The 13,514-nt window shown below is 40.3% G+C and carries 7 protein-coding genes; 3 read left to right on the top strand and 4 right to left on the bottom strand.

Annotation, left to right across the window (positions count from 1 at the left end):
* Nucleotides 1-83: 83 nt before the first annotated feature.
* The 4 genes from FPK91_RS04100 to FPK91_RS04085 form a co-directional block, all read right to left on the bottom strand.
* Complete coding sequence (locus FPK91_RS04100; protein WP_168926908.1) at nt 84-2,081, bottom strand: alpha-amylase family glycosyl hydrolase; 1,998 nt, start codon at nt 2,079-2,081, stop codon at nt 84-86.
* 89 nt (nt 2,082-2,170) lie between these two features.
* Nucleotides 2,171-4,096 carry a glycoside hydrolase family 13 protein gene (locus FPK91_RS04095; protein ID WP_144208361.1) on the bottom strand — a complete coding sequence of 642 codons (1,926 nt, stop codon included), beginning with the start codon at nt 4,094-4,096 and terminating at the stop codon, nt 2,171-2,173.
* Between the two features lie 19 nt (nt 4,097-4,115).
* Nucleotides 4,116-5,603 (bottom strand): tryptophan halogenase family protein, encoded by a 1,488-nt coding sequence (locus FPK91_RS04090; RefSeq protein WP_144208358.1) that lies wholly within the window; start codon nt 5,601-5,603, stop codon nt 4,116-4,118.
* Between the two features lie 86 nt (nt 5,604-5,689).
* Entirely contained in the window at nt 5,690-8,413 is a 2,724-nt protein-coding gene (locus FPK91_RS04085) for a TonB-dependent receptor (RefSeq protein WP_144208355.1), read from the bottom strand.
* 504 nt (nt 8,414-8,917) lie between these two features.
* Here FPK91_RS04085 and FPK91_RS04080 point away from each other — a divergent pair.
* The 3 genes from FPK91_RS04080 to FPK91_RS04070 all read left to right on the top strand — a co-directional run bounded on the left by FPK91_RS04080 (nt 8,918) and on the right by FPK91_RS04070 (nt 13,343).
* Nucleotides 8,918-10,546 (top strand): alpha-glucosidase, encoded by a 1,629-nt coding sequence (locus FPK91_RS04080; RefSeq protein WP_144208352.1) that lies wholly within the window; start codon nt 8,918-8,920, stop codon nt 10,544-10,546.
* A gap of 154 nt (nt 10,547-10,700) precedes the next feature.
* A complete protein-coding gene (locus tag FPK91_RS04075; RefSeq protein WP_144208349.1) occupies nt 10,701-11,966 on the top strand; it encodes a sugar MFS transporter in 1,266 nt (421 codons plus the stop codon).
* A gap of 159 nt (nt 11,967-12,125) precedes the next feature.
* Nucleotides 12,126-13,343 carry an RsmB/NOP family class I SAM-dependent RNA methyltransferase gene (locus tag FPK91_RS04070; protein WP_144208346.1) on the top strand — a complete coding sequence of 406 codons (1,218 nt, stop codon included), beginning with the start codon at nt 12,126-12,128 and terminating at the stop codon, nt 13,341-13,343.
* The last annotated feature ends 171 nt before the right edge of the window (nt 13,344-13,514 follow it).

The following is a 13,514-nucleotide window of genomic DNA, read 5'->3' as shown; positions in this document are numbered from 1 at the left end:
AAGCACATAAAAGCCTGCAATAATTTACATTACTGTAGGCTTTTAAAAATAAATTGACCAGAATTCAGATATTTAACGTGTGTTTATTCCCAATTAATGGCTAACACTTTAGACTCTAAAGGCTGCAGCGTGATAGTCATAGAGCCTTGTTGTGAAACAACCTTAAGTAAATGACTATCTAAGTTTTGACTTGCGCTAACGCCAATTGAAGAATCATCTATCGTTAACAAGTTGTCTAATGGATATTCACCATCTTGAATACTCGCCTTAACGATTAAGTGTTCAGGTAACTGTAGCGTGTAGCTTGTAGGTTCTTCGGCGCTAAAGTTAGTCACAACCAGCATAAATTGTTGGTCGTTATAACGACTAAAAGCAAAGGTTTTATCATTATATCCAGCAACTACATCGGTGTCTGTTAGCTTGCTTACTTCGCGATTAATCGTATCTAACTCAAAATAGTCACCTTGAAGCGCTGGAGCAGTATGACTCAAGTTAACCAGGGTTTGATAATATGCACGCAGTGCCTTTTCTGACTTAGTTGATTGTCCACCATCAAACTTGCCATTATTCATCCAGCGTTGATGGGCTGGCACGCCAACGTAATCAAAAATACTGGTTCGGGTCGCTTGGCCAAAACCTGCATCTTGCTGGGCTTTTTCGCCAACATCTTGGCCAAAATAAAGCAAGGTCGGTGAGCGGCTAATGGTAGTAGATACGACCATGGCGGGTAGTGCAGCTTCAGCACTCCCTGCAAAGTCTTTGGTATTGATGCGCTGCTCATCGTGGTTTTCTAAAAAGTTAAGCATATGTGCTTCAATATCAACTATTTTTGCTTGATCGACAGCTATCTCAACTGTGGATTTTTTATCATGGATAATGTCTTTTAAGGTATCGTATAAATCCACTTTGTCGTAAAGGTAATCCATCTTTCCTAGATGTATGTAATCACGGTATAGGGAAGGGTTATAGACCTCAGCAAGTAGAAATGCCTTGGGGTTTATGTGTTTAATATTACTGTTTAAATAACTCCAGAATTCAACAGGCACCATTTCAGCCATATCATATCTGAATCCATCAACACCTTTAGCCAACCAATACTCGGTAATATCTTTGAATTTAATCCATGAATCAGGGATCGCGGTTATTGGTTGAGATTGCCAAAATTGAAAATGCTCAGCAGATGACATCTGGGCATATTCACTTGGTAGAGCAGGGAAGTCGTAGCTGCCATCAGGTTTAACGCCGTAGTTAACTTTAACAGTTTCATACCAGTCATTGGCATCAGGTTTTGCTAAACGAGAGCCATTACCTGTCCATTTTGCTGGGGTTTCAACAAACTTACCGTCAGCAAGAGGATGGGGCTCACCGCCTAATGGCAGATAGTTGTTATTGGCATCAGGAACTGAAAAGCTTTCACCGACAATATAATAGAAGTTATTATTTTTATCATATTCAACCTTGGTGTTGTCTTGCTCACCAAAATTTCGATTACTCGGTAACTCGGCCTGTTGTGGTGCTGATTGATAAAGCCTCGCTACATGGTTGGGCACGATATCAATAATGACACTCATACCGTTTTGATGGGTGCGTGATATGAGTGCTTCAAACTCAGCTAAGCGATTAGCAGGATCATTAGCTAAATCTGGATTAACGTTATAGTAATCTTTTACTGCATAGGGCGAGCCTGCTCGGCCTTTTACCACATCAGGATCATCATTGCTGATCCCAATATCAGTATAGTCATTGATTAATGCATGATGCGATACACCTGTGTACCAGACATGTGTCGTGCCTAACGACTTAATGTCTTGCAAGGCAATATTAGTAAAGTCACTGAATTTTCCGACACCATTTTCTTCAATCGTGCCCCAAGGTTTATTGGTGGTATTAGTATTGCCATAAAGACGGGTGAAAACTTGGTAGACAACCGGCTTGCCACTTAAGTGCTGCTCTGTAGTCGCTTTATGTTCTTCAACACTGGCCTCAGTGTTGTTTGAACAACCTGCAGTAGCGATGCTAACACCAGCGAATACTAGCCCTATTGTCATGGGGGAAATTGAACTTATCTTTTTAAAATGCATATGCTTCTCATCGGCAGATTATTATTATTTATCATCAAATATTTTTGTTAACTATTTCTTACTAGTGAAGTCTTTCTTAACAGGTGATTCTAATGAGCTAACGATAAGATAGTGACACCTTTTTCTTTTAAAGTGAGGGGTTTATCTAATGAATACGTTTGTTGTGTAATAATATCTGTTGCCGAACTATATGGTTTTATATGAGATTGAATAATGGCTTCAAAACGGGCTAAATCGAGGTTTATTTGTTGCTCATTCTTATTGTAGATAACCAATAAGGTTTCATTCTGACCTGTTTGTGTAAATTGGCGAGCTTGCACATAAATTCCGTCTTTGGGTACAAAGTGTTTAAGTTCACCTTGTTGGATCGCTAAGGAGTCTTTTCGATAGTTTAACAAGGCCTTATTGAAGGCAAGGGCATCTTGTTGCTGAGCAGACAAAGAAGTGGTGTCGAACACACTCACTTTATCGCCATCAAAACCACTCTCAGCAAAACCGCCAGGTAAATCCCCTCGTACCAAACCGTCATTACGGTCTTTAGTCGGGCTTTGCATGATGACTTCAGTACCATAAAAAATCTGTGGAATACGATTACTGGTCAATACATAGGCAATTGCCATTTTATAAAGGGCTAAGTCATTGTTCATTAGACTGAATAAGCGGTTTGTATCATGATTTCCTTCAAACAACACTAGATCAGTAGGTTTTGCATAAACCACATCATTGGCGAGCATTTCATAGAGGTTAATAAGACCGCTACCCCAACTTTCTTCATCAGTTAAGCTTGAAATGAGCACTTCATAAAGTGGGAAGTCCATCATGCTAGGGGAATAGGATACATAGCCATCAGCATTTTGTTTGCCAGCCTGCCAATAGCTCACAGTCACGGGATTAGCACTCCACTCTTCACCAACAATATTAAAATTGGGGTATTCGTCCATGATGGCTTTTGACCATTTTGTTAAGAATGCCTTATCAGCATATGAGTAGGTATCTTCGCGAATACCGCTAAGCCCTGCATACTCAACCCACCAAATGCTATTCTGAATCAAATAATTTGCCATAAGCACATCATTTTGATTCATATCTGGCATGGTGTCGGTGAACCAGCCATTTTCAAAGTCAGCGGTATCAGATGCCATCGAGTAGGGATCTTGTACCGTGGTTCTGCGATGACTGGTATATAAAATGTCAGTATTAGATTGCTGCCATTTTGATTGACCATTTATCCATGTGTTAGTGGGAAAATCAGCCATCCAGCGATGGCCAGATCCCATATGATTAACAATCACATCTTTGATAATGCCAATGCCAAACTGCTGCGCTTCTTCCACAAGGGACTTATATTCTTGGTTACTACCAAAGCGAGGATCAATTTTATAAAAGTCAGTGGTTGAATAACCGTGGTAAGAGTATTTCGCCTGGTTGTTTTCAAGTAGTGGGTTTATCCATAACTGTGTCACACCGAGATCTTTTAAGTAGGGTAGTGATTTACGAATACCGAGAATGTCACCACCATGGCGGCCATCTTTATCGCTGCGGTTGGCTGTTTCTAACATGTCTGGGTGATTATCGTTGTCAGGATTGCCATTTACAAAACGATCTGGAGTAATAAGATAAATAACATCCTTATTTGAGAAGCCTTGTCGCTGACTTGAACCTACTTTTCGTGCTTGAATTGGGTAATCAATAGTTTGTGTGAGCTTACCATTGTTAAACACACTCAGTTCGATGGTTTGTGGTTTAGCATGGGTTAAATCCAAATCGATAAAGACATGGTTTTGACTGGTTGATTGATTAATCCCTTTGAATGTCACACCTACCGATTGTGTTAATTGGATATCATAATCAGCGATATTTTCGCCATAAACTAACAGCTGCAACTGGCTGTTGTGCATACCCGCCCACCATGATTCGGGCTCAACAGACAAATTATTGATTTCAGCAAGCGCTGATGTGCTCATTAATAAACTAATCAGCAGTGAGTGTGCGGGAAATTGTTTGAATAACGTCATTACTTAACCTTTTATTAGATTATAATTTATCTATAAACTGTTGATGAGATGGCATAGTATTTACTGCTCGATTAATGATTTGTTTCACATTCACTAAAAATTCGCTTAAATCCGCATCTTGAATGCTGTTTGCCAATGGGTTGTAATCTTTAGGTATTATCCCTTGCCCTAGCATGACTTGAACCCAAGCAGCTTCTGTAAACAACTCATCTTGTTGTCTCATTACTGTGCCCGTTTGTTCAAATAAGGCTATTTTTTGCTTGAGACTTTGGGGGATATCCATGTCTCGACACTGCTGCCATAAATCATTGTGTGTTTCTTTCTGGTTTAGATGGTAATGCAGAATGATGAAGTCTCGAATTTGTTCAAATTCTAGCTTTGATTGGCGATTAAACTCATCAACATTTGCCTGTTGAATGCCGTTATGTGGAAATAGCTTTGTTAGTCTAATAATGGCTGATTGGACTAGATGTAAGCTGGTTGATTCTAGCGGCTCTAAAAATCCACTTGATAAACCGATTGCAACACAGTTTTTATACCACTGCTGTTCACGGCGTCCGGTTTTAAAATTAATTTTTCTTGGTTCAGCCAGTGCTTTTCCATCAAGGTTGTCGAGCAATAATGATTTAGCTTTCTCGTCTGACAGATATTTACTGCAATAAACCAGTCCATTACCAGTGCGGTGCTGCAAAGGAATGCGCCATTGCCAACCCGCATCATGGGCAATAGAACGAGTATAGGGGGTTAATTCCTCGGCACGCTCGCAAGGAACCGCATAGGCACTGTCACAAGGCAGCCAATGCTGCCAATTTTCAAAGCCTACTTGTAACTGTTTCTCGATTAATAATGCAGAAAAACCAGAGCAATCAATAAACAAGTCACCTTTAATCGACTGGCCATTTTTTAAACCTATTGTCTCAATACTGCCATCATCGCTAAGTTCGGTTGTTGTGATTAAACCTTCAATACGTTTTACTGAAAGGTTTTCACTGTACTGACGTAATAACTTAGCGTAAAGGTTGGCGTCAAAGTGATAAGCGTGGGTAATTCCCGCCAGCGGCGTGCCTTGTACTTGATCCATAATTGAGAATTTATTATTTTTTGCGGCTTGGTAATTTAATGAAAAATCCCAGAACTGTTTTACATCAGCAGGATTAGATTTTTTCCAGTAATGATGAAACTGGGTAAAGCCAATATCTTTACCGATGTTTCCAAAAGCATGCATGTAGTTTTGTTGGTTGTTGCCCCAGTTTTCAAACTCAATTCCCAGCTTGAAAGTAGCTTGGGTTTGTTTGATAAAGTCGGATTCTTTTATTCCTAGTACATTGTTGAAAATTTGCAGAGGAGGGATGGTGGCTTCACCAACACCAATGGTACCAATATCTTCTGATTCAACCAGGGTAATCTTGAGTTGATGCTTAAATAATTTAGCTAACATAGCAGCAGTCATCCAACCGGATGTACCGCCACCTACAATTACAATGTCTTCTATTTTTTTGTTATTCATAGTAATCGCCTTGATAAATTTTTAGTGGATGTAAAGTAAAAAAAGCCCCTGTAACAGGTTACAGAGGCTTATTATTCATGCATAGATTAGAACTTGTAGTTCGCACCTAACATGTAGTTACGGCCGTAATTTTGGTAATCACGTACGTGACGAGCATCGTCTCCAGTGTATGAAGTGAATGGCTCATTGGTTAAGTTACTCACTTGGAACATGACTGATAAACCATAAAGGGCATCAACACCACTTTCAGAGAAGTCATAACCAATTTGAGCATCAACTACGGTTTCAGCTTTAACATTAACATTTTGACGGGTTAAACTGATTGCTGTTACTTCACCTAAGAAGTCACTACGGTAGCGAGAACTGATACGCGCTTCAAAACCAGTATTTTCATAGTAAACAGTCGCATTGAATGTTTTCTCTGATAAACCAGGTAATGTTGTTGGATCGCTGTCTGCCGTTTCTTTAACTTCACTATCGTTATAAGAGCCGCTTAATACCGTACCGAAACCTTCTAGGACATCTGCCCACATACCAAAGTCCATAGAGAATGACGCTTCAATACCTTGAACATAACCGCCATCTCCATTTTGCCACTGTTCAAATCGACCAATTGGGTTATCATTCGGATCATTTGGTGGAACAATATCAGTGAAATCAATAAATGAAGTTTGGTTATAAGTGTAGTTTTCTAGGTCTTTATAGAATACAGCTAAAGCGAAATAACCTTGGTCACTGAAATAGTTTTCATAGCTGATATCGTATTGACGGGCTAACCATGGACGAAGTTGGGTATTACCCGCATTTCCTGACCAATTAACACCATCAGTTGGGTTAGCTTCGTAGCTGTAACCAATGTTGGAATTCATTTGGTCCATACGTGAACGAGTCAATGTTCGCGCTGCAGATACACGTAACATTTGGCCTTCAGCAACTTCGAAACCTAAGTTAAAGCTTGGCAACCATTCAGTGTATGACGCGCTGTCAAAATTAGGGTTGGTTACTAGTTCACCATTTTCAAGAGTAGACGCTGTGCCGTTAGAGCTTTGGTCTGTTTGTACGGCTTGAATACCGAAATTACCTGTTAAAGGAATATCGTAAACATCGGTATCTATTGTTGCCATTACAAAAGCGGTAGTCACTTCTTCTGTAACATCCCATGAGTTTACTGCTCGGCTTGCATCGACATCTGCAACATCAGTTTCAGTGTAATTACCATCATTGTAGAAAGCTAAAGAGTCATAGCTTAATACATCGCCCATACCAAAGAAGTCGAGAGAAGTAGATCGTAATAAATACTCGTCTGGGACTGTCATAACATAGTTAGGATCTGTGCCGTCATAACCTTTAAGGGTTAGGAAATAACCTTTATCCAATTTTGACTTTTCACGCTCAGTGTAATTAACACCAAATTCAATGCTACGAATTACGCCGTCATCAAACACGTATTCAGCGGCTAAACGTAAAGACTGTAATTCATCTTCAATTTCTGGTTTATTAATGAAACCATCTTGAGTGTTAGCACCCAGCGGGCTGCCCCAACCAAGTGGATCGCCAAGCTTAATCACATTAGGATCTGAGTAATCTAATCCGTGAGTAAAGTTGTAGCTACCATCACCATTATAAGCAAAACCTAAATCATCAACTGCGCCAACACCGGTGCCACGACCTGTGCCACTATAGCTTTCCATACCGATATCGGTACGTTCAGCTTTTGATAAAGCAACATCAGCTTCAATGTTCCAGTTATCATTTAAGAAAAATTTGTTGTTCCAGCCAACAGAGATAGATTCGGCATCACGTTTATTAACATCGTTACGCACCACAACTTCAGCGCCGCGAATGACACCTTCAGTAACAAGGCCGTCTTCGATAGTGGTGGCTTCTACACCGCCATTAGCACCCCATGCTGCAGGAATTTCGATGCCACGTAAGCGTTGGTCATCAGTAAATTTAGAGTAGTAAAGATCAACTTTTGTTTGATAGAAATCATTTGGAGCATATTCAAATACAGCTAATACACCATCACGCTCAAGTTCTGATGAACGTACAAATGGTTTTGCGCCACCTAAAACACTAACACCATCTGCGTTTTCTGGGTAACCCCATGCCTGCCAGCGTTCTTCCTGGTTAGGAGAAAGCATACGAGCATAACCCAGTGCAATACCAATAGTGTCATCAGCAAATTGGTCAATATAAGAAATGCTGCCACGGTAGCCAGTGTCTTCTGAACCGCTATTTAGTGCGCCAAGGTCATTCATTTCGCCACGTAAACCGATGGCGAAAGTTTGTTCGCCATGGGTAAGGGGGCTAATGGTTTGCATATCGACTGTACCACCAATGGCTTGTGCCATAACGGTAGCATCAGGTGTTTTGTATACCACAACGCGGTTTAATAATTCAGAAGGATATTGGTCAAATTCTACGCTGCGGTTGTCATTGACTGAAGCTTGTTCACGACCGTTAAGTGTTGCTGTCGTAAAATCCGGGCCCATACCACGGATTGAAATGACGTTTGCACGGCCATCAAGACGCTGTGCTGATACGCCAGGCAGACGCGCCAGAGATTCTGCGATACTGACATCGGGTAATTTACCGATGTCTTCTGCAGAAATAGCCTCAACGATTGAAGAAGAAGACATTTTTATTGATTGTGATTCTTGTAAGCTGCGACGAATACCAGTGACTTGTAGCACTTCAATTGATTCATCTGCTGTTACAGCATCTTCTGCTTCTGCAGCATAGCCGTACATACTTGTACTGGCAGCTAACATTGCTAACGTTAGTAAGCTTGGTTTAAATAGCGACATCCATCTTTCCCCTTCTGAATGGCCAGTAGCCCTTTATATGTAAGGTCGAGCTACTAGACTTCTATTATTTATAATTACAGTCTTTATAAGTATTTTTACTTCAGCTTGCTTAAATGACTGCATAAGCGCTGAGGTGTATTTCCGTTTTGTTACGGAACAGTGAAGATACTACTCCTAGCATTCTTTCATCGACAACGTTATGCATACGTATTCAAAGCTTGCATGAGCCAAAAGAGGTCATTTTTTTACTTTTAATTAACAACTTAAAGAGGGGGTTATGCGTTCTTAAGTTGTTGAATATTAGTATTTTACTGTTTGTTCCGCATTTTGGAAAGTTGTATTATTTCTTTGCATACGTATGCAGCTCTATTGAACCTGATTTCACTATTCACGTATCCTCGAGTCAATTAAATAATAATGACGGCCAGTTACTAGGTCGCAACATAGGGTTAACTATAGGCGAGGTATCTATATCGTTAACTCTCTTATTACAGAGGGCGTGCAATGAGTCAGTTATCATGGTGGCGGGGTGGAGTGATATACCAGGTATATCCACGAAGCTTAATGGATTCCAATGGCGATGGAGTAGGTGATCTACAAGGAATAATTACCAAGCTAGATTACATTGCCAGTTTGAATGTTGATGCAATTTGGATCTCACCATTTTTCAAATCGCCAATGAAAGATTTTGGCTATGACATCAGTGATTACCTCGATGTTGACCCTATGTTTGGGACAATGAAGGATTTTGATGAACTCATTGAAAAGGCGCATAAGCTCAATATCAAAATAGTCATTGATCAAGTATTAAGTCATACATCAGATGAGCACGCTTGGTTTAAGCAAAGTAAATTGAGCCGAGATAACGACAAATCAGATTGGTATGTATGGGCAGATCCACAAGATGACGGTACAGCACCTAACAATTGGTTAGCAATTTTTGGTGGTTGTGCTTGGGAGTGGGAACCTCGTCGCCAGCAATACTACTTGCATAACTTCCTAAAAAGTCAGCCTGATTTAAACTTTCATAATCCTGATGTTCGCGCAGCAGTACTTGAAAATGTCGATTTCTGGTTGAAAAAAGGGGTTGATGGTTTCCGTTTAGATGCGATTACTTTTTGTTATCACGATGAACAGTTACGGGATAATCCAGCTAAGCCAAAAGATCAACGTCAAGGTCGAGGCTTCAGCGAAGATAACCCTTATGCGTACCAGTATCATTACTATAATAACACCCGCCCACAAACAGTTGGGTTTATTGAAGAGTTACGGGCGTTAATCAATAAGTATCCAGGTGCCGTTACCTTAGGTGAAGTGTCGTCAGAAGATTCTTTAGCCACCATGGCTGAATATACCCAAGGTGATGACCGTTTACATATGGCCTATAGCTTTGAACTGTTAACCAATGATTTTAGTGCCGCTTATATTCGACAAACGGTTGAAGAACTTGAAGCAAGTATTGGTGACGGTTGGCCTTGTTGGGCGATTGGTAATCATGATGTGCAACGAGTGGCAACACGTTGGGGCAAAGGTGAAACAAATCCAGCAATGGTTAAAATGCTCAATGCTATGTTGTTTTCGTTGCGTGGAAGTGTGTGTAGTTATCAAGGTGAAGAATTGGGGCTGACTGAAGCACCAATCGCGTTCAGTGAACTACAAGACCCATTCGGAATAGCTTTTTGGCCAATGTTTAAAGGCCGTGATGGCTGTCGAACACCAATGCCTTGGGTTAAAAGTCATCGACAAGCAGGATTTTCTGAAAGTAGTAAGGCTTGGTTACCCATCCCAGCTGAACATAATGCGATTGCTGTAGATGTTCAAGAAGCAGACAAACAGTCAAACCTGCACGCTTATCGACATTTTTTAAATTGGCGCAAACAATTTCCTTCACTTGTTGTCGGTGAAATTGAATTTATCGATGTTGATAATAATGTCTTGGCATTTGTGCGTCAGCTAGATAGTGAAAAAATGTTAGTGGTGTTTAACTTAGATAATTTAGTGAATACATTCGATACCTCAGGACATGAAATCATTAATGTTAATGGTGAGCATGGTTTAGTTTCAGGTGAGCTTATGCCTGACTCAAGATTAACATTGAATGCTTTTGGCAGTTTCTTTGCGCTTGTTCGATAGCATCATCTTAAAACAGCAACCTAAATGGTTGCTGTTTTAAGTTTATGATCTATTCAGTTGTACTGACTAAAAAAATATTCACTAAAGAAATTCATCTTCCAGCTGTTGTTCTGATTTGGCTGGGTAAAATAACGATAACAAGAGAATTCATATTATGGCTGCATCTATTCCTACAGGAACGACAACAGTAAGCAATGCAGGAGAGGGTAATTATCGCTTTGCATTGGTTTCATTAACATCGCTATTCTTCATGTGGGGCTTTATTACCTGTCTCAATGATATTTTGATACCGCATTTAAAAGCGGTGTTCTCCTTAAGCTATACAGAAGCAATGCTGATTCAATTCTGTTTCTTTGGGGCTTATTTTTTAGTGTCTCTGCCGGCAGGTAAGCTCGTTAAAAAAATTGGTTATCAAAAAGGTATTGTCACAGGTCTAGTGATTGCGAGCGTAGGTTGTGCTTTATTTTATCCTGCTGCTGCATTAGCTACTTACGGTTTATTTCTTGGGGCATTATTTGTACTAGCGTCAGGTATCACTATTTTACAAGTGGCTGCGAACCCTTATGTAAATGCATTAGGTTCAGAAGACACAGCTTCAAGCCGATTGAATTTAACTCAAGCGTTCAATGCATTAGGAACGACAGTTGCACCGTATTTTGGGGCTGTATTGATACTATCAGTTGCGACTGGGGCAGTTGGTGAGTTGTCACATGCACAAGCAGAAGCTGACGTTGTTAAAATGCCGTATTTATTTTTATCGGTCACACTAGCGGTATTAGCCGTTATTTTTTCTCAACTTAAACTACCCGTTATTCAATCTCACACTGCAGTTGAAACAGACGGAGTAGTTGAATACAAGGGTAAAACCAGTGCGCTTCAAAGCATGCATTTAGTATTAGGCGCTGTAGGTATTTTTGTTTATGTTGGCGCAGAAGTGTCAATCGGTAGCTTTTTAGTGAACTTCTTAGGGGAAGAACACATTGTAGGTTTACAAGAAGCCGATGCGGCTAAATATATCACTTACTACTGGGCTGGAGCCATGATTGGGCGCTTCATTGGTTCTGCTGTTATGCAAAAAATCCCAGCAGGGACTATGTTAGCTTTTAATGGTTTTATGGCTGGAGCATTAGTGCTGGTGGCGATGAACACCAGTGGCGAAGTCGCCATGTGGGCAATTTTGGCTGTGGGTTTGTTTAACTCAATTATGTTTCCAACTATTTTTAGTTTAGCTTTAAGAGATCTAGGTCCCCATACTTCACAAGGCAGTGGTTTTCTGTGCCTAGCTATTGTGGGTGGTGCAATCATTCCATTACTTCAAGGTGTTATGGCCGATAATATGGGTATTCAGCCTGCGTTTATTTTGCCCGTGGTGTGTTATGTATTCATCATATTCTACGGGGCGAAAGGTTCTAAAATGTAATCTTTCAGTTTGTGTATTTTATGAGGCAGCCATTTGGCTGCCTTTTTACTATTTGAACCCCAAATTATAACAATCAATACTTGCTTAAAATACAGTTAGCTCCTATGATCCATCCGCTTTCAGATTTATCTTATTTTCATAACTCGTCGAGATCCCCCAATGCTAACTTACCCGCTCTCAGGCAGTTCATCTGAACTTGTCATTAATGTGCTGACTATGGTGCTAACTGAAGGAAAACCTTTAGATCGCGCATATTCACATAACTTTTCAGGAATGCAATATCCCCCTGCGGAGCTAGCAAGAATCACCCAAGTTACTGGTGATATTCTGCGTCGTTTAAACTTGTATTGTTTCATCGTCGATATCAATCCAGATGATGTCGAACGTACTGGTTCAAAGTTATTAAACGGTTGGCATTTATTCCATGATCTTGAATTACCTAAGATGGAGTATTCTTTACAAGTTGATAGTGCTCAGCTTGCAGAACGTATCGAACTTGCAAAAGCACAGCCTGCATTATGGGACGGTTGTCCTGAATGGTTAGATGAAATTGGTTCGGCTCAATTAGGCGAAAAATGGCCAGCAGAAAGAGCCGCTCTGACTATGGCGCCAAAACGCTATATCCGTACCAATAGTCTTAAAGGTACTCGCGAAGAGTTGAAACAAAGATTGACTAAAGAATTAGTGGCAACAGCGGATGTGGAAGGGGTTGAAAGTGCCTTAGAAATCCGTTCAGATTCTGCTTTATTCAAAACAGACTCATTTAAAAATGGTTTTTTTGAACAACAAGATGCAGGCTCTCAACTTGTTTCTGCAGCGGTTGATGCTAAACCTGGCATGCGTGTTGTTGATGCATGTGCGGGGGCGGGTGGAAAAACCCTTCATCTTGCTGCACAAATGGAAGGTAAAGGTCGTTTACTTGCCATGGACGTTGAGCAATGGAAATTAGACAATCTAAAAATTAGAGCAAGAAGAGCGGGCGCACACAATGTTGAAACCCGTATCATTGCCAGCAGTAAAACCATTAAGCGTTTAAAGTTAACCGCTGATAGAGTGTTACTGGATGTGCCTTGTTCTGGTTTGGGCGTGTTAAAGCGAAACCCTGATACCAAGTGGCGCGATACTGCTGAAAGATTACCGGTATTGATTCAATTACAGAAAGATATTCTTCAAAGCTACAGCCGCATGGTAAAAGTCGGTGGCATGTTAGTTTATGCGACTTGTTCAATTCTCCCTGATGAAAACAGAAATCAAGTGGATGCTTTTCTAGTGGCTAATCCACATTTTAAATTAATTGATGATGAGTCAATTTTAGTGGCTGAACATGGTTTTGATGGTTTTTACCTTGCCAGAATGGAACGCATAAGCGAAGTTTAGCGCCATTGTTCTAAATTTATTCCATTATAAAAAGCAGTTTAGTCAGAAGACTAAGCTGCTTTTTTTTATTTTGCAGAACATATGAATAGTTAGAGTGGTTAATTCTAGTTTTTTAAATTGTAATGATGGTCAACACTTACAAATTAGCAAAAATAACTGTGACGGATTTGT

It is taken from the genome of Shewanella donghaensis (assembly GCF_007567505.1).
GTDB classification, from domain to species: domain Bacteria; phylum Pseudomonadota; class Gammaproteobacteria; order Enterobacterales; family Shewanellaceae; genus Shewanella; species Shewanella donghaensis.
This window is presented reverse-complemented; position numbering and strand designations above follow the sequence as displayed.

Bases quoted from the DNA above. Each gene is read 5' to 3' on its own strand.
- FPK91_RS04100 (WP_168926908.1), bottom strand. From the start codon at position 2,081: ATGCATTTTAAAAAGATAAGTTCAATTTCCCCCATGACAATAGGGCTA.
- FPK91_RS04095 (WP_144208361.1), bottom strand. From the start codon at position 4,096: ATGACGTTATTCAAACAATTTCCCGCACACTCACTGCTGATTAGTTTA.
- FPK91_RS04090 (WP_144208358.1), bottom strand. From the start codon at position 5,603: ATGAATAACAAAAAAATAGAAGACATTGTAATTGTAGGTGGCGGTACA.
- FPK91_RS04085 (WP_144208355.1), bottom strand. From the start codon at position 8,413: ATGTCGCTATTTAAACCAAGCTTACTAACGTTAGCAATGTTAGCTGCC.
- FPK91_RS04080 (WP_144208352.1), top strand. From the start codon at position 8,918: ATGAGTCAGTTATCATGGTGGCGGGGTGGAGTGATATACCAGGTATAT.
- FPK91_RS04075 (WP_144208349.1), top strand. From the start codon at position 10,701: ATGGCTGCATCTATTCCTACAGGAACGACAACAGTAAGCAATGCAGGA.
- FPK91_RS04070 (WP_144208346.1), top strand. From the start codon at position 12,126: ATGCTAACTTACCCGCTCTCAGGCAGTTCATCTGAACTTGTCATTAAT.